Genomic DNA, 21,511 nt, shown 5'->3' with positions numbered 1-21,511 from the left:
GAAGTCCCGGCAACAACATTGAATCGTTGTGCCGGGACTTCTTGTTTTTATTTAAACTTATTACTCTGCTTTAGTGTGGTCTGCCACCTCCAAAGCCACCACGCGGGGCACGAGGCCCACCACCATCAAAACCGCCATGACGCATATTGCCGCGAGCTTCTTTATTTCCAAAAACATTCAGACGATAAGAGAAACGAAGCATGCAGTAGCTATTAATTCCGTTATATTCAGAAACAGAACGCATATCGGCTGTTAACGAACGGCTGATATTAGATTGCTGCCGCAGAATATCATATACTTCAAAACTGATGGTTGCGGCATTGCCTTTCAGGAAGTTTTGGGCAATCTGTGCATTCCAAATAAGTTCATTCTTATTCATACTGGCATCACGATAACCACGACGAGCGTTATTAGTGATATTGGTAGACAACGTCATACTCCAAGGTAAAGAGATATTAGTACTTGCACCATAACCAAATGTATAGGGTTCTTGATTGTTTTCCGGACGCAGTTGATTTCGCTCAAAGTTATAGTTGATTGAACCATTCAAGGTAAATTCAAACCAGTCGTTACGGAAAGTTCCATTCAGATTCTCTCCGAAAGTCAGTGTCGTACTAGTGTTCTTGTCATTTATTTTAGTATCGTCATTAAAAAGATAAGAAACTGCATTGGTATAATTAGCACGGGAGAAAGAATTTATGGTAAACCGCTTGTCTCTCAATGCTGTATTGAATCCAAACATTCCCATCGCATTCCAGTTTCCGTTGATATTCTCCGGTTTAACAGTCACTCCACCAGTACTCTGATTATAAGTAGTGGCATTAGTAATGCTATTTTGAGTCATATTCAAGTTTACATGAGCCATCATGCCACGCTGTTTATCTGCATTATAAGTATTATAAAACAAACGCATAGAATGAGAGAAAGAAGGTTTCAATCCCGGATTACCCTTACGGATATTCAACGGATTAGAGTCATCAGTTACATCAAGCAAATTTTCCATACTCGGCTGGCTTGCACGTCCCCGATAGGTAAAGCGCAACTGGCTGACTTTAGAAAATCTGTAACGAAAATCAACGTTAGGAGCAAAATTGAACACATTTCTTTTTACTACAGTATCTACTTCGGCTTTCTTATAATCCAATCTGGTGTTCTGCGGTTGCAAAGATACTCCAAAGTTCAATCTATATTTCTCGCGGATAATATTTAGTCCTGCATTAATATCATGGTTATAATATTTATATTGAGCATACTTACTCAAATCTCTATCTTTATTCTCTTCATATCCTACAGGCAGACCATCACCAAAATTCCAAAACCAATCCTGTCCTTTATCGGCATCAGGAATCAAGCTGTATGTACTTCTGTCACTTTCACTATATTTATATTGAAATTTATAGCGGAACTGTAAGAAGGTAGCTCTCGCAATCGGTTCGCTATAGGTCAGTTCGGCAGTATAATCATAATTTTTGGTTGGAGAAGTAGTATATTGTTTACGCTCATCATCTTCTTTTTTTGCATTATCATCAAAATAACGCGTCAATGATTCACTAAACTGTTCGCTGTCATTATCTCCATAACTAAATGTACCACGGAAAGTGATGTTTCGTCCCTGATTATTCAATCTACGATTCACTTGCAAAGAAGCATTTGCAGAGAGATTCTGCCCTTCAGATTTTGATTCACTATTACTGGCGTTGACACGAATAGCTTCTAAAGGATCATCCGTACTTCCCCAGAAAATCTTATTCAAAAACTCATTAGGATTAGACACCAAATTAAATGGATCTCCATTAAAAGTTCCCGATTCGGAAATAGAATAACTATTAGACTTTCCATAAGAAACGTTCGGACGGAAAATGATATTTGTCAATGTGTCCGGTTTCCACTCCAACCGAAAGTCTGCATTAAAGTTCGTATTCTTATTGCGGCCTTTACTGTTCGAATTTGAATAAGAATTTCCATTTTGCAGGAAACGTTCCGAGTAGTTTGTAGATGTTGCATCCCGATCACTGAAATTATAACGGGCACTACCTCCCAGTTCCAATTTTTCAGTCTGGGTAGCAAAGTTAGCCCCTAACATCCTGGTAGCAGTCAAACCATTGCTGTTCCGGAAACGAGGTCCGCCACCTCCACCGGAGAATCCCTGATCGTTCACATTATTAGCAGAACCGATTAAAGAGAATTGGCTATTATCGACAAAACGATTCAACATCAAGTTGCTTCCGTAACGATCTTCTGTACCACCGGCAACACTTGCATTACCAAACCAACCTTGATTCATACCTTTCTTCACTTTCAGGTCAAGAACAGTTTCTTCTTCTCCGTCATCTATTCCGGTAACACGTGCCAAATCAGACTTTTTATCGTACGTCTTCAGTTTGTCGATCATGTTGACCGGTAAGTTCTTCAATCCGGTTTTCACATCACCGCCAAAGAACTCTTTACCATCCACCATAATCTTCTTTACTTCTTTACCATTGATTTTGACGTTACCGTCATCGTCTATTTCTGCTCCCGGAAGTTTCTTCACCAACTCTTCGAGCATCGCCCCTTCGGGAGTACGGTAAGCTGTTGAGTTATATTCCAGCGTATCTTCTTTCACGACCACCTGCGGAGCTTCGGCAGTAATCACCGCTTCCTTCAGCATGACAGCATCAGGGTCCAATGTAATGGTTCCCAATTTTTTATCAGTGGCGTTAGCAGATAATTGTACCGGTACGAGCTTGGTTCGGAATCCAATATAGGAAACTTTCAACACATATTTTCCGGCTTTTACTTTGGGGAGAGTAAACCATCCCTGGTTACTACTGGCTATACCGGCGGCATAAGCACTATCAGGTAATGATAGCAATTGAACTGTAGCCTGCGCTGCGGGCTCTTTAGTATCGGATTCCACCACACGTCCCGAAACGGTAATAACCTTATTCTGTGCAAAAATTGAGAAGGTGCATAGCAACATCAGCACCAACCCTGCTGAAAATCTTTTCATTTACCTTATTTACGATTATATTAGTAGCAATAACAATGTCTTTTTGACAAATCGAATCGCAAAAGGTTTAATTGAAAAGAAAATTATCTTTTAAAGAATCGATCAACAAGCGCTTTTTTCAGACCAAACTCCAGACAAAGCACATTAAAAACCAGAAAAGTAAGGAAAGAGGAAGTATCGACGTTTATCACATCTCCTTGCATAACACGCCACAACATACCACCAAAGACGAACAAGAATGTCAAAAAGATAGCATTACGAACAGCCGAATTCCGGATTTGCTCCGTTTCACGGCTTTCATTCTTACTCAATGCAAAGATTATTAACAAGCATCCTGCCATCATCAACAACTTTGTACATTCTTTATAAAACAGCAAGTTAGTATCAGTTACTACTCCCTGCATCACCAAAATAAAAGGGATAAACAGAGCTACCAACAAGACAACATATCCTAAAGGACGACAATATACAGGTAATAATGCTTTCATGATTAAACGTTTTAATGAGACAAAAGTAAGTAAAAAAAGATATTTTATATACATTTGCAGAGTAAAAAAGCAAAAGAATCATGAGTAAACAAGAAGTTATTCTCTGCGAAAGCTTGGAAACGAGCCTCGGTCGTGCCATTGAGCTATGTCCGCATGACAAATTATTCGTCCTTACAGACGAGCATACCCAGCGTCTTTGTCTCCCCTCTCTAAAGGAATCGGGTCTGTTGAAAGATGCTGTAGAAATCTGTATCGGAGCAGAAGATGTGCATAAAACTCTGGAAACACTCGCTTCCGTCTGGATGGCATTAAGCACTCAAGGGGCTACCCGCCACTCTTTACTTATCAATCTTGGAGGAGGGATGGTGACAGATCTCGGAGGTTTTGCCGCAGCTACATTCAAACGGGGCATTTCCTATATCAATATACCAACCACCCTGCTCGCCATGGTGGACGCATCAGTGGGGGGTAAAACAGGAATCAACTTCAACGGACTGAAAAATGAAATCGGTGCTTTCGCTCCGGCAAACAGTGTATTGATTGAAACTGAATTCCTACGCACATTGGACACACACAATTTCTTCTCCGGATATGCTGAAATGTTGAAGCATGGTTTGATTAGCAATACGGCACATTGGGCAGAATTGCTCAATTTCGATTCCTCTAGTATTGATTATGCAGCTCTCAAACAATTGGTAGGCCAATCGGTACAAGTGAAAGAAGATATTGTAGAACAGGATCCCTTCGAACATGGAATCCGCAAAGCATTAAATCTGGGACACACCGTAGGACATGCGTTCGAAAGTATGGCACTGGCAGAAAACCGTCCTGTATTACATGGATATGCAGTAGCTTGGGGAATTGTGTGCGAACTGTATCTTTCTCATCTCAAAGTAGGTTTCCCGAAAGAGAAAATGCGGCAAACGATCCAGTTTATCAAGGATAATTATGGCATATTTACTTTCGACTGCAAAAAATATGACCAACTGTATGCATTTATGACGCATGATAAAAAGAATACTTCAGGCACTATCAATTTCACATTACTAAAAGATATTGGAGACATTTGCATCAATCAGACTGCCGATAAGGACACTATCTTCGAAATGCTCGACTTCTATCGCGAATGTATGGGAATTTAATCCATCCTACATCAGATATACCGCATAATAAAAGGGAATGAAATAGACTTCATTCCCTTTCTCTTCCCAATCCCTATAGATATTATTGCCTATTGTGAGGCAATTGTCCGCACTATTGTTCTAAGTTACTCATTCGATATTGTGAAAGCGACATTCCTGTATGCTTTCTAAAAAAACGTCCAAGCGACGATTGATTCGCAAAGTTCGTTTTAATCGCTATTTCCTGAATGTTCAGGCTGGTATTTTTCAGCAAAGCCTTGATTTCTAATATGATGTATTCAACAATCCAGTCTTTGGCAGACTTCCCGCTTGTCTCCTTAATTACCATAGTCAGGTATTTGGAAGTAATACACAGTTTATCCGCATAAAAAGCCACATCCTTATTCTCCTTAAAATGCTTCATGATAAGCCCAAAGAATTTATTAGCCAACTCTTCTTTACGGGTATCCCTGCGGGCAGTCATCAAGGTAGATTCCTTTTGATAAGCATTGAACAGTTCCAGATACAGATACCTCAACAAATGAATAATCAGCTCCCGTCTATATATATCTTGAGAGGTAACTTTATCTTTTATCATACCCAGATAATTATATATCCGGGGAATATCTCGTTCTGACTGCGGATACCAGTAATGAGTCCGCATGTAGAAAAAGAAATGCGGAGAAAATCTGGGCACACCACTTAACGCATCACTAAACAGTGAAGTAGATATAACCATCGTAACGGTCGAGAAATCTTCACTTGGCTCACTAAATGAGACAAATTGTCCGGGTAATAATATAATCAATTCCTCCGGTTGTATCCAATGTACATCTTCATGCACTGTAATTTTGGCCTTTCCACCTAAACAATATATAATCAAAGCTGATTGATTATTAGAAGGATAAGAAGTCAAAGGAAGATACTTCAGATTTTGATAAAATTTAAAATCGTCACCCAGGACGTATATCTCTAATGTCTCTCTATTTTTAATGTCTAACATTTAACACCTTTCTAAACTAAGTCTTTTTACAAATGTATAACTTCCTAATTTACCACGCACCAAAAATGGAAATATAGTATCATACTAAGGAAGTCAAACACCTTTTATTTGCATTAATTTATAAACAAACTATCTGATTGTTAGTTCATTTATCATTTTCCTATTTCGTTTTATTATAGACTGACCTGTTTTTTATAGTGTTTTTAGGACAGGAAAAGGATTAATGCTTTCAAATGAAAAATAAGCAGATTGTTTTCTAATTCAAGCAAAATTAAAGAAATGTACTTTTATATCACATAAGAGGCAATCAAAAAAACTACTAACTCATTGAAATAAAGATTTGTATGTTCACAAGAAAGACTAATAATCAGAATAATAGCTATAAATCGGCACAATTCATACTAGAAAAATCAACGGATTATTTGCTAATTAAAAATTAATCTGTACTTTTGCATCCGCAATTCGGGGTGTAGCTCAGCCCGGTTAGAGTACGCGTCTGGGGGGCGTGTGGTCGCTGGTTCGAATCCAGTCACCCCGACTGGTTAAAGAGGTTAGAAACCGAATGGGTTCTAACCTCTTTTTATTTTAGAAAACAATGAAAGAAGATCCTAGACATATCCATATCAGTGAATACAGTTATCCTCTTTTGGATGAACGTATTGCTAAATTCCCGTTGCCTACCCGCGACCAGTCCAAACTCTTAATATACCGTCGTGGAGAAGTTAGTGAAGATGTTTTCACGTCTTTGCCGGAATATCTGCCACAAGGCAGCCTGATGATATTCAATAATACAAAAGTCATTCAGGCACGCCTCCATTTTCGAAAAGAGACGGGAGCACTGATCGAAGTGTTTTGTCTTGAACCGATCCAGCCAAACGATTATGTCTTAAATTTCCAACAGACAGCACATGCCGCCTGGCTTTGCATGATCGGCAATCTGAAGAAATGGAAAGACGGACAGTTGAAACGCGAAATGACCGTCAAAGGATTCCCTATTACTCTGACCGCTACCCGAGGAGAATGTAAAGGAACCAGCCATTGGGTAGATTTTGCATGGGATAATCCGGAAGTGACGTTTGCCGATATCCTTGAAGTATTCGGAGAACTTCCTATTCCTCCTTACTTAAACCGGGATACGGAAGAAAGTGACAAGGAGACTTATCAGACTGTTTATTCTAAGATTAAAGGTTCGGTAGCTGCGCCTACGGCGGGATTACATTTTACTCCACGAGTATTGGATGCTCTTCAAGAAAAAGGGATCGATCTTGAAGAATTAACTCTACATGTAGGAGCAGGCACATTCAAACCTGTAAAAAGTGAAGAAATCGAAGGTCACGAGATGCACACGGAATATATATCGGTCAATCGGAGTACCATCAAAAAACTGATTGACCACGACGGTTGTGCTATTGCAGTAGGGACTACTTCTGTACGGACTCTGGAAAGCCTGTATCACATTGGAGTTACATTGGCTGAAAATCCGTATGCTACGGAAGAAGAACTACGTGTCAAACAATGGCAGCCTTATGAAAAGTACGACCAGATTCCTCCCGTTGTTGCGCTGCAAAAGATATTGGGATATCTCGACAGGAATGGTTTGGAAACCCTTCACACCAGTACACAGATTATCATAGCACCGGGATACAATTATAAAATAGTGAAAGCGATGGTTACTAATTTCCATCAGCCGCAAAGTACCTTGCTGCTTTTGGTTTCAGCTTTTGTAAAAGGGAATTGGCGCACTATTTATGATTATGCACTGGCGCATGATTTCCGGTTCCTAAGTTATGGAGATTCTTCTTTATTAATACCATAAGATATTCTCCTCTCCGAAAGATTTTACGCAATATAAAAGACACCATGCCAAGCGATAATAACCAAGAAATGTTCCCTATCGTAGACGAACAGGGAAATATCACCGGAGCCGCCACTCGCGGAGAATGCCACAGCGGTAGCAAACTGCTTCATCCGGTAGTTCACCTTCACGTATTCAATGCCCAAGGAGACATCTATTTACAGAAACGACCCGAATGGAAAGACATTCAACCGGGAAAATGGGATACGGCTGTGGGCGGACATATTGATTTGGGCGAAAGCGTAGAAATCGCCCTAAAGAGAGAAGTCCGTGAAGAATTAGGCATCACAGACCTCACTCCCGAGCTTCTCACCAGTTATATTTTTGAATCCAGCCGTGAAAAAGAGCTTGTTTTTGTCCACAAAACCGTTTATGAGGAAGAAATCCATCCCAGCGACGAACTGGACGGTGGACGATTTTGGAAGATCGAAGAAATAAAAGAAAATCTGGGTAAAGGAATCTTCACTCCCAACTTCGAAGAAGAGCTGAAAAAAGTCTCTCTTATTCCTTCTCTATCCAAGTAATAATCTTTTCAGAGAACGGACTTTCTTTCGGAGACACAACTCCCGCCCAATGTCCGTTCTCATCAATCATAAACTTCTGAAAGTTCCACTGAACCGGTGCATTTTCTTTCCCATTCTGTTTTTTCTCCGTCAACCATTGGTAAAGAGGAGCCATATCTTTTCCTTTAACGGAAATCTTAGCCATCATCGGAAAAGTAACATCATAGTTCAAAGAACAGAACTTGGCTATTTCCTCATTACTACCCGGTTCTTGTCCCATAAAGTTATTCGCCGGAAAACCGATAACAACAAAGTCTTTTTCTTTATATTTCTCATATAGTTTTTCCAGTTGAGCATACTGGGGCGTCAGCCCACACTTAGATGCCACGTTGACTACCAGCACTTTCTTACCTTTCAGTGAAGAAAGAGGAAAGTCCTTACCATCAATAGTTTTCACTGTAAAATCATAAAAAGACTTGTTTTGCGCTTCCGAAGAAATTGCAAACAACAGGCTTACCATCATCAAGACGAATGTTTTCATGTTGAATATACATTTAGTTTGTTTTTATATTAAACGAGTAAACTGAAAGAAATGTTTGTTCAGCAGTGAAACAAGAACTATGATTTTACATCTTTCAATTCCCCAATCCGTCACTTCACCCCACAATCTTTCCGCTTCATTTATTCTTAGTGATAACGGATGAAGATAGGCAGTAATTTTGTACTGTGAAATAATAATACAACGAAAATCATGTTTACAGCTATTGTACGTTTTTCAATCAAGAAGAAACTATTTGTAGGACTCACTACTCTCTTCCTGTTTATCGGAGGTATCTATGCGATGCTGACACTACCTATTGATGCCGTGCCCGACATTACCAATAATCAGGTACAAATAGTGACCGTATCTCCTACACTCGCGCCACAAGAGGTGGAACAACTCATCACTATGCCTATCGAAATAGCGATGAGCAATATTATGAATGTCGAAGATATCCGTTCTGTCAGCCGCTTCGGGCTATCGGTCGTAACGGTCGTTTTTAAAGAAAGTGTCCCCACACTCGATGCACGGCAGCTGATAAATGAACAAATACAAAGCGTAACAAGCGAAATTCCCTCCGAGCTCGGAACACCGGAGATGATGCCCATCACTACCGGTCTGGGAGAGATTTACCAGTATATATTGAAGGTAGCTCCCGGATATGAGAAGAAATATGACGCAATGGAGCTCCGCACCATTCAAGATTGGATGGTGAAACGTCAGTTGTCCGGTATACCCGGTATAGTAGAAATCAATAGTTTCGGCGGTTACTTGAAACAATATGAAGTAGCCGTCGATCCGGACGCCCTGTTTTCTTTGAATATCACTATCGGTGAGGTGTTCGAAGCACTTAGCAGCAACAACCAAAATACCGGCGGAAGCTACATTGAGAAGATAAAGAACGCCTACTATATCCGGTCGGAAGGTATGATTACCCGCATCAAGGATATTGAACAGATTGTAGTGACCAACCGGAATGGGATTCCGGTACATATCAGTGATGTAGGAGTTGTCCGCTTCGGTTCTCCAAAGCGTTTCGGTGCCATGACCAAGGATGGTGAGGGCGAGTGTGTCGGCGGAATTGCCATGATGCTGAAAGGTGCCAACGCAAATGTAGTGACTCAAGAACTCGAAAAACGGGTAGAAAAAATACAGCAGCTATTACCCGAAGGAGTCAGTATAGAACCTTACTTGAACCGTTCGGAACTGGTAAACCGGAACATCTCTACGGTTGTCAACAACCTGATTGAAGGAGCGGTTATCGTCTTCCTTGTACTCATCCTCTTCCTCGGCAACCTCCGTGCCGGACTGATTGTCGCATCCGTCATCCCGCTGGCAATGCTTTTCGCTTTTATCATGATGCGTGTATTCAATGTCACCGCCAATCTAATGAGTCTCGGTGCCATTGACTTTGGTATTGTAGTAGATGGCTCTATCGTTATATTGGAAGGTATCCTCGCCCACATTTACGGAAAACAATTCCGAGGCCGCACACTGACCCGCAAAGAGATGGACAAAGAAGTGGAAAAAGGAGCTTCCGGCGTTGCACGTTCGGCCACTTTTGCAGTGTTGATTATCCTTATCGTCTTCTTCCCCATCCTTACATTGAACGGGATTGAAGGGAAATACTTCACCCCCATGGCTAAAACACTTGTGTTCTGCATTATCGGAGCCTTAATTCTCTCACTGACTTATGTTCCTATGATGGCCTCCCTCTTTCTGAAGCATACCATTGTTGTGAAACCCACCCTTGCCGACCGCTTCTTCGAGAAACTGAACAAGATCTACCAGCATACCCTGCGCGCCTGTCTTCGTTACAAATGGCGTACCGTCATCATAGCCTTCTCCGCGCTGATCGGTTCACTTTTTCTCTTTACCCGCCTGGGAGCAGAGTTCATTCCCACTTTGGACGAAGGTGATTTTGCCATGCAAATGACACTACCCGCAGGAAGTTCGCTGACCGAAAGTATCGAAGTTTCCCGCTTGGCAGAGAAAGCATTAATGGATAAATTCCCTGAAATCAAACACGTGGTAGCCAAAATAGGAACGGCGGAAGTTCCCACTGACCCGATGGCAGTGGAAGATGCTGATGTGATGATTATCATGAAACCATTCAAAGAATGGACAAGTGCCGGAAACCGTGCAGAAATGGTGGATAAAATGAAAGATGCACTTGCTCCGCTCTCCGAACGTGCCGAATTCAACTTCTCGCAACCGATACAACTTCGCTTCAACGAGCTGATGACGGGAGCAAAAGCAGATATTGCCATCAAATTATATGGAGAAGACACGCACGAATTATATGAAAGAGCCAAAGAAGCAGCTACCTTTGTAGAAAAAGTGCCGGGAGCAGCGGATGTCATCGTTGAGCAGACGATGGGATTACCTCAATTGGTAGTGAAATACAACCGTGGCAAAATAGCCCGTTACGGCATCAACATACAAGAGCTTAACACCATTATCCGAACTGCCTATGCCGGAGAGTCAACAGGTGTAATCTTTGAAAACGAACGGAGATTCGATCTCGTGGTCCGGCTTGACCAGGAGAAAGTGGCCGACTTGAATCTTGATAAGTTATTTGTACGCACTTCGGAAGGAATTCAAATCCCTGTTGGAGAGGTAGCAAGCATCGACCTTGTCAGTGGGCCACTGCAAATCAACCGGGATGCAACCAAACGGCGCATCGTCATCGGTGTCAATGTGCGTGACGCAGACATCCAGCAAGTTGTCGCCAATATTCAAGAGACACTGAACAAGAACATCAAACTGAAGCCGGGATATTACTTCGAATACGGCGGCCAGTTCGAAAACTTGCAAAATGCCATCAATACCTTACTGGTGGTCATCCCCGTAGCATTAATGCTCATTCTATTGATTCTGTTCTTCGCATTCAAGAACATCACCTATACCCTGATGGTATTCTCAACCGTCCCCCTATCGCTCATCGGTGGTATCGCCGCACTTTGGCTACGCGGACTTCCGTTTAGCATATCGGCCGGAGTAGGATTCATCGCTTTGTTCGGGGTAGCAGTATTGAATGGTATCCTGATGGTAAATCACTTCAACGAACTTCGTAAACAAAATACCTATTCCATGACTACAAACCAGATTATCAAAAGAGGGACTCCACACTTGCTCCGTCCTGTATTCCTGACAGGACTGGTTGCATCTCTGGGATTCGTCCCGATGGCAATAGCCACTTCAGCCGGCGCAGAAGTACAACGTCCGTTGGCAACAGTGGTCATCGGTGGCTTGATTATTTCTACCGTACTGACTTTACTCATCATTCCGGTGTTTTACAAAATTGTAAATTCATTTGCTACCTGGAGACGTCCGGGAATCAAACTGCGCCGGCCTTTCGGGGGATTGTGTCTCCTGTTCTTGTTTCTTCCCGCGTTCGTTTCCGCTCAACAGACACAAACAGTCAGTCTCGAACAGGCGATAGAAATAGCCAAACAAAATCATCCTCGCCTGAAAATAGCCAATAATGCTATTCAACAAGCCAAAGCCACTCGCGGAGAAGTGATAGAAGCAACGCCTACCTCGTTCAGCTATTCCTGGGGTCAACTTAACGGAGAAAACAAAAAAGACAAGGAACTGGCTTTCGAGCAAAGCCTGGGCTCCCTTCTAACGCCATTCTACAAGAATGCGTTAGTCAACCGTCAGGTAAAAACGAACACCTATTATCGGCAGATGGTAGAAAAAGAAATCACAGCAGAAGTGAAAAGGGCGTGGGCCTACTATCAATATGCCACTAATCTCTGTTCAATGTATCGGGATCAGGATAAAATGGCAGAAGAACTGCAGCGCATCGGAGAATTACGATACCAACAAGGAGAGATCACCTTGCTAGAAAAAAATATGATGACCACCATAGCTGCCGATCTGCATAACCGCTGGTTCCAAGCAAAAGAAGAAGAGAAAATGGCATTGGCACGTTTCCAATGGAGTTGCTACTCCAACGATCCCATTATTCCGGTGGATTCCACTTTATCTTTATTCTATACCGGCATTTCGGATGGAAACCTGTCGGGAGCACATACTGCTTACTTTCAAAGCCAGGCAGATGAAGCGAAAGCAATGCTCCGTGTAGAGCAAAGTCATTTCTTTCCTGAAATCAGTGTGGGGTATACACGTCAGGACATTCTCCCACTTAAGAATCTGAATGCCTGGATGATCGGGGTTTCTTTCCCCATCTACTTCCTGCCACAAAAGAGCAAAGTGAAGCAGGCACGCCTAACTGCCGCTTCAGCGCAAATACAGGCAGACGCCAACATCCGGGAGTTAAGAAACAAGACATTCGAACTGGAAGTATCCCTCCGCAGATATAACGAGAGTTTACGATATTATACTTCATCGGCCTTGAAAGAAGCGGACGAACTGACAAAGGCAGCCAACCTGCAATTGCAGCAGAGCGAAACAGGCATTGCCGAATATATACAGTCAATAACCACCGCCAGAGAGATCCGCAGAGGCTATATTGAAACAGTCTACCAATACAATATTGCTGCACTGGAATATGAACTTTTCAAGTAGGTGGAAGATCGAGACATTGAATGACATACATCACCCAGAATAATTATTATAAAACATAAGATATGAAAAAGATAGTTTATCCCATCCTTTTACTAGTTCTAACGGCTTGCAAAGGAAACCAGCAAACTACAAATAACGAATCCGCCGCAATTCCCGTTGCCGAAACAATAGCGGATACCATCGCACAACCCGAAGTGGATGCCATCACTTCAGCTACCTCAAAACCTAATCAGGTTTCGTTCAACGGACGAATCGTTCTTCCTCCCCAACGTCAGGCAACCATTGCTTTAACCATGGGAGGCATTGTAAAAAAAGCTTCTCTGCTTCCAGGGCAATGGGTGGCTGCAAACAGTGTAATCGCCACGTTAGAGAATCCGGAGTTCATCACCCTGCAACAAACTTATCTGGACAGTCACGCACAAACCGAATATCTCTTAGCTGAATACGAACGGCAAAAAAATCTGTCTGCCGAACAAGCAGCTTCTCAAAAGAAATTCCAGCAAAGTAAAGCAGACTTTCTCTCCATGAAGAGTCGCCAGGACGCCGCTGCTGCACAACTTTCTCTTTTAGGCGTTCAAACGGAGGCATTACTTAAGAACGGAATACAACCGCTACTGGAAGTCAAAGCCCCCATTAGTGGTTATGCCGCTAATGTAGCGATGAACATCGGCAAATATATCAATCCGGGAGAAGCCCTTTGCGAACTTATCGATAAAAGCAACCCGATGCTTTGCCTGACTACTTACGAGAAAGATCTCGCAGACATACAAGTCGGCAGCCCGGTACAGTTTCGTGTAAACGGAATGGGAACACAAACCTTTCACGGCATCGTGATTTCCATCGGACAAAAAGTGGACGAAACCAATCGTTCGCTCGAGGTATATGCTTCCATCAAGGAGGAAAATGTGCAATTCCGCCCCGGTATGTATGTCACGGCACACATTCAGAAACAATAATTGACCAACTGCGCCAACAGCATTCACATTTTATAACCGGTAACTCATAATTTACCACTATCTTTGTTGTATGATAGCCAAAGCAATAAAAAAAGATAAGTATATACTTTCCACAGTCATCATCTCCTTGGCCGTTGCTGTACTGATTCATTTTCCTGAATCAGTATCTCTTTTCGACCGTTTCGAAAGCCATTCCTTATTCTCAGGGATGAAGTTTATAGATGTGGCAAACGAAATACTGTTTACCTTTCTGTCGTTATTGTTACTTTTTGCCATCAATACCCGTTTGTTTCATTTCAATCAGGCGTCCATTAAAATTACAGGGACAAAGATTTTGCTTTCCTTTATCGTGACATGGATATTGAGTAACTTGTCAGGACAGTTTTTTGTTTTCCTTCACAGAACGTTTGATATTCCGGCCATCGATGCCATGGTACATCATTATTTGCATCCATTGCGGGATTTCATTGTAGCATGTCTCGTCACCAGTAGCTGCTGCATCATTCATCTTATATTCAAGCAGCAACTGGTACTTATTGAAAACGAACAGCTTCAGGCAGAGAATCTCCGCAATCAGTATGAAGTACTGAAGAATCAGCTGAACCCACACATGCTGTTCAACTCGCTGAATACCCTGCGTTCGCTGGTACGCGAAAATCAGGATAAAGCGCAGGATTACATTCAGGAACTCTCCCGGGTACTAAGGTATACTTTGCAAAGTAATGAGTCACAATGTGTCAGTCTCCGGGAAGAAATGGAATTTGTTTCCGCTTATATATTTCTATTAAAGATGCGTTTTGAGAACAATCTACAATTCGACATACAGATAAGCAATGCCTACGAAGAATATCTCCTCCCTCCAATGGCGGTGCAAGTGTTGATTGAGAATGCAGTAAAGCACAACGAAATCAGCAACCGGAAGCCGTTGACTATTCATATCACGACGGACGATAACGGCAATTTGTCTATCAGCAACGACATTCAGCCCAAATGGACTGCAACTTCCGGAACCGGTATCGGACTTGCCAACCTTGCCAAGCGATACAGGCTTTTGTTTAAACGGGATATACAAATAACGGAGGACAGAGAGTTTACAGTTTGTATTCCTTTGATTGAAAAACCACAACTAGAACAATAATCACCATGAAGATTGTCATTATAGAAGACGAAAAAGCAGCAGTACGAAACCTGACTTCACTGCTTAATGAGATAAAACCGAATGGAGAAATCGTGACCATACTGGATAGTATCAGTTCCACTATCGAATGGTTCAGTTCTCATCCGATGCCGGAACTGGTATTCATGGATATTCACCTGGCGGATGGTTCCGCCTTCGAGATATTCAATCATATCAATATTACTTGTCCGATTATCTTTACAACTGCCTATGATGAATATGCATTACGCGCATTTAAAGTAAACAGCATCGACTACTTATTAAAACCCATCGGTAAGGAAGACATAGAACACGCTTTCGATAAGCTCCAAGGTTTACAGGATGCTGCTGACAAACACCAGTTTCCTTTTCCACAACAGGAGAATGAGCTACTGAAACTGATACATTCACTCCAAAAGCAAGAAAACTATAAAAGTCATTTCCTTATTCCTAGCAAAGGAGACAAACTATTGCCCGTTTCTGTAGATATGATACAATTGTTTTATATTAAGGACTGTCAGGTCAAGGTAGTCTTAACCGATGAAACCGAATACTGTTTTTCTCAAACATTAGATGAACTTACGGAGTGTCTCAATCCTTCTCTTTTCTTTCGGGCTAACCGCCAATATCTTATTTCGCGAGAAGCTATCAAAGATATTGACTTATGGTTCAACAGCCGACTGTCCATCAACTTGTATTATTCAGGAATCAAAGAAAAAATACTTGTCAGTAAAGCCCGAGTAGCAGAGTTTAAAGAGTGGTTCTCTAAGAGAAAGCGTTGATTCCGAGGCATTGCCTTCTTAGAACAAATAGCAAAACAAAGTGTTTCGTGCCGTGAAACGATTGGTTTCAACGCTTGAAACAAAGAGTTTCAAGCCGCAAAACACTTTGTTTCAAGCCTATGAAACTGCAGTTTCCCGCCTTGAAACCAAAGGTATCCCCTGTTGAAACTTCTATTTACATACCAGCTTATATTTATATGCAGGCATGTTCATTTCAGACGGTGATAGATGAATGATTAGGTGACAGGTGGAGAACAATCTATCACCACCCTGAAAGCTCGATGAACAATACGTTTCAGAAGGATGGTGATAGATTGAAAGATGATTTCCATTTTTACGTATGGAAAGTTAGAATATGTGCCATCATTCAATGACAGCTGCAAAGCCACCATTTCTAACCATCTTTATAGCTAGCTGCTCTCCGGCTTTCACCTGGGATGACTTGCAACGATAATCCATCGCCTGACGTCCTGCGTTGATACCATCCTCAAAAGATGTCATTTGATAAGAGCGATCTTTATTCAAGAAATCTAACTTTATGGTAAACTCACGTTCCTTTTCACCATTGTTAGTCATTCCTCCTATAAACCACTTATCGCCTTTCCGTTTTGCTACAACGACATATTCACCCGCTTTAGCTTCCAGTGCCACAGTCTCGTCCCACGTTACGGGAACTTGTGTGATGAAACGGGTACAATCTTCATTACGATAATAAAGAGTAGGATTATCCGCCAACATTTGCAGACCACTTTCAAAAACCACAAAGAGTGCCAACTGATAAGCACGTGTTCCGATACTTGCAGCATTAGGACGTTCCGACCGATACACATTAGGCTGCATACTAATCATCGCTCCGGGAGTATAATCCATCGGACCGACAGCATTACGCATAAACGGTAAATACAGACTATTATCCGGATAACAACCGCCCATTTGTTCCATGCCACGCACTCCTTCGTAAGACAGCACATTCGGATATTTATATTCCAGTCCGGCAGGTTTGAAAGAGCCATGAAAATCGACAAACAAATGATGTTTGGCTGCTTCCCGGGCTACCCGTTCGTAAAAGTTGACCATCCACTGATCGCTTCTGTCCATAAAATCAATCTTAAGTCCTTTTACTCCCCATTCATTGAAAGTCTTGAAGAGATCAAAATTGTTTTCTACCGTCAACCATGTCAACCAAAGCACAATCCCTACATTTTTTTCTTTGCCATAACGAATCAACTCGTGCAAGTCTACTTTGGGATTAGGCGTATAAGGATCACGCGTACTTTTAGCCCAACCTTCATCCATAATGATATATGGAATACCAAATTTAGAAGCAAAATCAATGTAATACTTATAAGTATCCAAGTTATAACCGGAAACAAAATTCACATCCGGTCCGTAAGGAGAAGCGTCATTCCACCATTCCCAGCTCACCTGTCCCGGCTTAATCCATGAAACATCCTGAAGTTGATTCTTTTCAGCCAGTTTATAAGTCATTGTGTTCTCAATCAACTGCTTATCATTTTTACTTATCACAAAGTAACGCCAAGGATAATTTCTCGTACCTTTTGTTTTAGCAATGTAATCAGCTTCTTGAGTAATCTTCACACTACGATCACTGTTTTCGGCAAACGCAAGCGGAGCTTTAGGAAAAACAGAGATTGCTCCGTTCGTCCCCGTTCCTTTGAGAAACATACATGGATAATCAGCCAGATCCGACTCGCTAATTAATATTTTATAGTCTTTTTGTGTGTCAATCAATACCGGCAAAACAGCTATCCGTTCTTCAGGCTTCCACGCATTACTTTGAACATGTGTGTAAGGTTCCTCATAAGCTGTATGGAAGCCTCCCGGTTGTTGCAAGTGAAGAAGATAATCCGACGGGAAGTTGATAGCAAACTCTTCGTTCATTACTTCAACATCACCTTTTTGTGAGGTAATAAACCGGTAAGCAACTCCATCGTCAAAAGCACGGAATTCTACTGAATAATCTTTAAAGGTCAGTAGCAATTGATTATAACGATTATTGACTTTCGCATATTTCAAAGGAACAATAGGAGTTAATTGCTCGTCGACACTCGTACGTTTCTGACGGCGCAGTTTGGGATTTTGTCCCAACACCTGATTCCTCAATGTCAACTGAAGGGAATTGTCTTTCAACAATACATCTCCGTTATAATCTATACTATAATAGATTTTATCCGAGAGATTCAAGGACACTTTCAGCTCTCCATTGGGAGAAATTAACTCTAACTTATTCTGTGCACGAAGTAGTGATGCCAAGCACAAACACACAACTAACAGGAAATATCTTCTCATGATTTAGATATTTAATTAATAATCGTTTTACAATGGCAAATGTAATAAAAACATCACTTCGTACTATCAAACGGACTGGGTAATACTCCTTCAAAAGTTATTTTCACTGGTTTGATATACCCGTTTTCATCAAATTTACCTGATATTTCATTGTCTTTCCAGGCAACGACAAAGAAGGAGCTACCGCTTCATCCGATACCGCACGCTTATAGTTCGGTTTACTGCTCATGACAAAACGTAGTTTCACGCCATCACGTATATCCTCATATTTCAAATAAGATTTGTCATACTTCTTGCCATTCACATACAATTCCTTTACATACACATTCTTCGGCGACCAATTATCTGCTACCATTTCAATAACTTTTCCGTTGCTCATCCGAACTGTTATTGCCTCAACGCAAGGAGAACCGATGTTATACATATTGCTTGAAGGAGCCACCGGGTAAAAGCCAATGCAATTGAACATATACCAAGCTGACATCTGTCCGCAATCGTCATTGCCACTTAATGCATCCGGAGTATCGCCATAGAAACGGTCAACAATCGTACGGACCCACTTCTGACATTTCCAAGGTTCTTTCAAGTAATTATAAAGATATGCTACATGATGGCAAGGTTCATTTCCATGCCAATAGGCTCCGATACGGCCTTGAATATCATGTGCTCCCGGAATGTCATCCGGCAACTCTACCGTGAACAGTTCATCCAACCGGTTGCGGAACCAATCTTCGCCAGCTTCGTTCATATATCCTTGTACATCTTGTGGTACATACCAGGTATATTGTACAGTAAATCCTTCCGTAATATCCCCCCATCCATTTACAGATCCGGGTCCCTGATAAGCTACCGGAGTAAACGGTGTACGCCAGTTTCCCTGACTGTCCTTGCCACGCATATACTTCGTTTCCGGATCAATCAAAGTCTGATAAGAGAGTGCACGATTCAAGAAATAACGGTAATCATCCTCTTTACCCAAAGCCTTGGCAGCCTGTGCCATGCAATAATCATCATACGCATATTCCAATGTTTTAGATACTGACTCCGCCTCTTTATCAAAAGGCACATATCCCATCATACGATATTCCGGCAAACAGTCATAATTCGGATTCATCGCCGTGGTCTTCATAGCCTCATACGCACGTTCGTAATCGAATCCTTTCACTCCCTTCACAATCATGTCAGCCAATACGGAAACTGCATGATAACCAATCATACACCAAGTCTCATTTCCATAAAACGACCAGATAGGAAGCATTTTCTCCACACTTTTATCATAATGAGCCAGCATGGAATTGGCTATATCGGCATTCACTTCCTGCTGCACCAGATTAAACCAGGGATGCAAAGCCCGGTAGGTATCCCAAAGAGAGAATACCGTATAGTTGGTAAATCCTTCGGCTTTCTCTATATTTTTATCTAATCCTCGAAACTGCCCGTCTGCATCCTGAAAGATGAACGGATGCAAAGCCGCATGATAAGCCGACGTATAGAATGTTCTTTTCGTTTTACGGTCGGCAGTAAGGGTATATTTTCCAAGTTCTTTTTCCCATAGTGCTTCTCCTTTAGCTTTCAGATCATCGAAAGTGAGTCCAGCAAGTTCCGCCATATTGTTTTTTGCCCCGTTTGTGCTGACCGATGAAATAGCAGTTTTTACAATCACTTCCTCTCCGGCTTTCGTATCAAAAGAGATGCAAGCCATCAGATTCTTTCCCCAAGCTTCATAGCTGCTACGAAACCGGGAGGTATTGTAAATCACCGGTTTCTTATTCTGCATAAAGCGCAAGCCGGTCAACTTTTTAGAGAAAGTAGCCGTGAAATAAATATGCCGTTCCGGTCCCCAACCTTTCACCAGTTTATATCCGGTGATGGTAGAATCATTTTCCATGCGCAGATTTGCCCATTCACAAGATTGCCATAAAGTATGGTTCATATCGATCATAATAAAAGCTTTATCCGATTGAGGATAGGTGAAACGAAACATACCACTACGTACCCCTGACGTCATTTCAGCCTTTACTCCATAATCTGACAGTTCCACCGCATAATAATTAGGTGATGCCCATTCCTTTTCATGAGAATAACGTGAACGGTATCCTTTTTCCGGCTCCTCACGTGTCCCTGGATCCAGTTTCATCTCTCCTGTTCCGGGAATAAACAGAAAGTCTCCCAAATCAGGTATACCAGTCCCGCTTAAATGAGTCAGGCTGAATCCCAACAAGGTGGAATGATTATATTTATAACCGGAAGCCGCATCATAGTATTTACTATCCGTGTCCGGACTCATCTGAATTCCCCCGAAAGGAATCTGCGCACCCGGATACACATTACCATAACCATCTGTTCCCACAAATGGATTCACATAATCAATCAGTTTCTCGGTTTGAGCCATGCCCGGCAAAATACTCACCAGGCACAGCCATACTAAAAACAATCCTCTTTTACCCATTACACTCACCATATTTACATTATTATGCTTGTATATCACCTACAGCGACCTGATACTCATGCCATAATTCGTCAATACTATATTCATTCCCTAAAATATGTTTGATAGCACCATCAAACGACCAAGGCACCACCTCCAACGTACTGCGATTGAACTTACGCAGGAATTCAGGATCTTTGTTATCACGCAACCAGACAAAGAAATAACCGGCTGTACGATAACCGTCCATATAGTTCCCGCCTTTCGGACGGGCATTAGGACCATCGAAACCACCGTTTGCCACACGTACAGCATCGGCCATGCCTTCAATAAATGCCCAGAAAACACGGTTAGTTCCATAAGAACCAATTCCCTGCGGTTCCAGCTGATAAGCATGTGTCAGTTCATGCAACAATACCCCGCGCGTTTCGAAAAACAACTTTGCCGTATCATTCGCTGCAAAAGATTTTTCAATATGACGTGTACTGTAGAAAATCGTCACATCACCATTGCCACCGCCTTTAGCAGAAATACCATTGATATTTTCCAAAGTATAATGTATCTTGTGCACTGCGGGAATACTATCTTCCGGAGAATTGTAAAGAGTAGCTAATACAGTACGTGCCTGTTCCTTGATGTACGATTCAGCATCGGGAATAATCCGGTGGTAAATGTCCGATCCCAACGTTTCCGGTGCTTTATCCTCAAACAATATAGCACCTGTATTGTACTCTTTCCATACATCAAAATTATCCTTCACCTGTTTTTGCACACTTGCAGCACAAGCCCCCATACCTACCAGCAGGCAGGCTGCATAGATTAAATGTATCTTTTTCATAC

At 41.9% G+C, this 21,511-nt stretch carries 14 protein-coding genes and 1 tRNA gene; 8 read left to right on the top strand and 7 right to left on the bottom strand.

What is annotated here, in order from left to right; all coding sequences use genetic code 11:
- Window positions 1–70 precede the first annotated feature (70 nt).
- Window positions 71–2,992, bottom strand: coding sequence for a TonB-dependent receptor (locus HMPREF9010_RS05825; protein WP_008650560.1), 2,922 nt, complete (start codon window positions 2,990–2,992; stop codon window positions 71–73).
- 83 nt (window positions 2,993–3,075) lie between these two features.
- Window positions 3,076–3,480, bottom strand: a complete 405-nt coding sequence (locus HMPREF9010_RS05830) for a hypothetical protein (protein WP_004305412.1) — start codon at window positions 3,478–3,480, stop codon at window positions 3,076–3,078.
- Between the two features lie 80 nt (window positions 3,481–3,560).
- On the opposite strand from HMPREF9010_RS05830, the gene aroB reads away from it, so the two are divergent.
- On the top strand, window positions 3,561–4,622 hold the full coding sequence (aroB, locus tag HMPREF9010_RS05835) for a 3-dehydroquinate synthase (RefSeq protein WP_004301156.1): 1,062 nt from the start codon (window positions 3,561–3,563) through the stop codon (window positions 4,620–4,622).
- Between the two features lie 112 nt (window positions 4,623–4,734).
- Here aroB and HMPREF9010_RS05840 read toward each other — a convergent pair whose 3' ends face one another.
- A complete protein-coding gene (locus tag HMPREF9010_RS05840; protein WP_004301155.1) occupies window positions 4,735–5,604 on the bottom strand; it encodes a helix-turn-helix domain-containing protein in 870 nt (289 codons plus the stop codon).
- 463 nt (window positions 5,605–6,067) lie between these two features.
- Between HMPREF9010_RS05840 and HMPREF9010_RS05845 the strand changes: the two genes are divergently transcribed.
- The 3 genes from HMPREF9010_RS05845 to HMPREF9010_RS05855 all read left to right on the top strand — a co-directional run bounded on the left by HMPREF9010_RS05845 (window position 6,068) and on the right by HMPREF9010_RS05855 (window position 7,983).
- Window positions 6,068–6,142: transfer RNA gene (locus tag HMPREF9010_RS05845), tRNA-Pro, on the top strand.
- Window positions 6,143–6,199: 57 nt separating this feature from the next.
- On the top strand, window positions 6,200–7,420 hold the full coding sequence (locus HMPREF9010_RS05850; protein ID WP_008650555.1) for an S-adenosylmethionine:tRNA ribosyltransferase-isomerase: 1,221 nt from the start codon (window positions 6,200–6,202) through the stop codon (window positions 7,418–7,420).
- Between the two features lie 44 nt (window positions 7,421–7,464).
- Window positions 7,465–7,983 (top strand): NUDIX hydrolase, encoded by a 519-nt coding sequence (locus HMPREF9010_RS05855; protein ID WP_004305417.1) that lies wholly within the window; start codon window positions 7,465–7,467, stop codon window positions 7,981–7,983.
- Here HMPREF9010_RS05855 and HMPREF9010_RS05860 read toward each other — a convergent pair.
- On the bottom strand, window positions 7,961–8,503 hold the full coding sequence (locus tag HMPREF9010_RS05860) for a glutathione peroxidase (RefSeq protein ID WP_004305419.1): 543 nt from the start codon (window positions 8,501–8,503) through the stop codon (window positions 7,961–7,963). The two genes, HMPREF9010_RS05855 and HMPREF9010_RS05860, sit on opposite strands and share 23 nt — an antisense overlap.
- 210 nt (window positions 8,504–8,713) lie before the next feature.
- On the opposite strand from HMPREF9010_RS05860, the gene HMPREF9010_RS05865 reads away from it, so the two are divergent.
- The 4 genes from HMPREF9010_RS05865 (at window position 8,714) to HMPREF9010_RS05880 (ending at window position 15,933) form a co-directional block, all read left to right on the top strand.
- Window positions 8,714–13,039 carry a CusA/CzcA family heavy metal efflux RND transporter gene (locus HMPREF9010_RS05865; protein ID WP_004305421.1) on the top strand — a complete coding sequence of 1,442 codons (4,326 nt, stop codon included), beginning with the start codon at window positions 8,714–8,716 and terminating at the stop codon, window positions 13,037–13,039.
- Between the two features lie 62 nt (window positions 13,040–13,101).
- Window positions 13,102–13,995 carry an efflux RND transporter periplasmic adaptor subunit gene (locus HMPREF9010_RS05870; RefSeq protein ID WP_004305423.1) on the top strand — a complete coding sequence of 298 codons (894 nt, stop codon included), beginning with the start codon at window positions 13,102–13,104 and terminating at the stop codon, window positions 13,993–13,995.
- Between the two features lie 70 nt (window positions 13,996–14,065).
- The gene (locus HMPREF9010_RS05875; RefSeq protein ID WP_008650554.1) at window positions 14,066–15,133 is read left to right on the top strand and encodes a sensor histidine kinase; all 1,068 of its coding nucleotides are present in this window, start codon (window positions 14,066–14,068) and stop codon (window positions 15,131–15,133) included.
- A gap of 5 nt (window positions 15,134–15,138) precedes the next feature.
- Window positions 15,139–15,933, top strand: coding sequence for a LytR/AlgR family response regulator transcription factor (locus HMPREF9010_RS05880; RefSeq protein WP_004305425.1), 795 nt, complete (start codon window positions 15,139–15,141; stop codon window positions 15,931–15,933).
- A gap of 363 nt (window positions 15,934–16,296) precedes the next feature.
- Here HMPREF9010_RS05880 and HMPREF9010_RS05885 read toward each other — a convergent pair whose 3' ends face one another.
- The 3 genes from HMPREF9010_RS05885 to HMPREF9010_RS05895 all read right to left on the bottom strand — a co-directional run bounded on the left by HMPREF9010_RS05885 (window position 16,297) and on the right by HMPREF9010_RS05895 (window position 21,509).
- On the bottom strand, window positions 16,297–18,243 hold the full coding sequence (locus HMPREF9010_RS05885; RefSeq protein ID WP_004305427.1) for a glycoside hydrolase family 97 protein: 1,947 nt from the start codon (window positions 18,241–18,243) through the stop codon (window positions 16,297–16,299).
- A gap of 103 nt (window positions 18,244–18,346) precedes the next feature.
- Window positions 18,347–20,704: a GH92 family glycosyl hydrolase gene (locus HMPREF9010_RS05890; protein WP_004305429.1), complete on the bottom strand. Its 2,358-nt coding sequence runs from the start codon at window positions 20,702–20,704 to the stop codon at window positions 18,347–18,349.
- A gap of 10 nt (window positions 20,705–20,714) precedes the next feature.
- The gene (locus tag HMPREF9010_RS05895) at window positions 20,715–21,509 is read right to left on the bottom strand and encodes a basic secretory family protein (RefSeq protein WP_004305431.1); all 795 of its coding nucleotides are present in this window, start codon (window positions 21,507–21,509) and stop codon (window positions 20,715–20,717) included.
- Between the last annotated feature and the right edge of the window lie 2 nt (window positions 21,510–21,511).

It is taken from the genome of Bacteroides sp. 3_1_23 (genome assembly GCF_000162555.1).
Taxonomy (GTDB): domain Bacteria; phylum Bacteroidota; class Bacteroidia; order Bacteroidales; family Bacteroidaceae; genus Bacteroides; species Bacteroides ovatus.
The sequence above is the reverse complement of the archived record's forward strand: the minus strand, read 5'-3'. Positions and strand labels throughout refer to the sequence as shown.

Bases quoted from the DNA above. Each gene is read 5' to 3' on its own strand.
- HMPREF9010_RS05855 (WP_004305417.1), top strand. From the start codon at position 7,465: ATGCCAAGCGATAATAACCAAGAAATGTTCCCTATCGTAGACGAACAG.
- HMPREF9010_RS05885 (WP_004305427.1), bottom strand. From the start codon at position 18,243: ATGAGAAGATATTTCCTGTTAGTTGTGTGTTTGTGCTTGGCATCACTA.
- HMPREF9010_RS05830 (WP_004305412.1), bottom strand. From the start codon at position 3,480: ATGAAAGCATTATTACCTGTATATTGTCGTCCTTTAGGATATGTTGTC.
- HMPREF9010_RS05825 (WP_008650560.1), bottom strand. From the start codon at position 2,992: ATGAAAAGATTTTCAGCAGGGTTGGTGCTGATGTTGCTATGCACCTTC.
- HMPREF9010_RS05870 (WP_004305423.1), top strand. From the start codon at position 13,102: ATGAAAAAGATAGTTTATCCCATCCTTTTACTAGTTCTAACGGCTTGC.
- HMPREF9010_RS05875 (WP_008650554.1), top strand. From the start codon at position 14,066: ATGATAGCCAAAGCAATAAAAAAAGATAAGTATATACTTTCCACAGTC.
- HMPREF9010_RS05890 (WP_004305429.1), bottom strand. From the start codon at position 20,704: ATGGTGAGTGTAATGGGTAAAAGAGGATTGTTTTTAGTATGGCTGTGC.
- HMPREF9010_RS05840 (WP_004301155.1), bottom strand. From the start codon at position 5,604: ATGTTAGACATTAAAAATAGAGAGACATTAGAGATATACGTCCTGGGT.
- HMPREF9010_RS05860 (WP_004305419.1), bottom strand. From the start codon at position 8,503: ATGAAAACATTCGTCTTGATGATGGTAAGCCTGTTGTTTGCAATTTCT.
- HMPREF9010_RS05895 (WP_004305431.1), bottom strand. From the start codon at position 21,509: ATGAAAAAGATACATTTAATCTATGCAGCCTGCCTGCTGGTAGGTATG.
- HMPREF9010_RS05865 (WP_004305421.1), top strand. From the start codon at position 8,714: ATGTTTACAGCTATTGTACGTTTTTCAATCAAGAAGAAACTATTTGTA.
- aroB (WP_004301156.1), top strand. From the start codon at position 3,561: ATGAGTAAACAAGAAGTTATTCTCTGCGAAAGCTTGGAAACGAGCCTC.
- HMPREF9010_RS05850 (WP_008650555.1), top strand. From the start codon at position 6,200: ATGAAAGAAGATCCTAGACATATCCATATCAGTGAATACAGTTATCCT.
- HMPREF9010_RS05880 (WP_004305425.1), top strand. From the start codon at position 15,139: ATGAAGATTGTCATTATAGAAGACGAAAAAGCAGCAGTACGAAACCTG.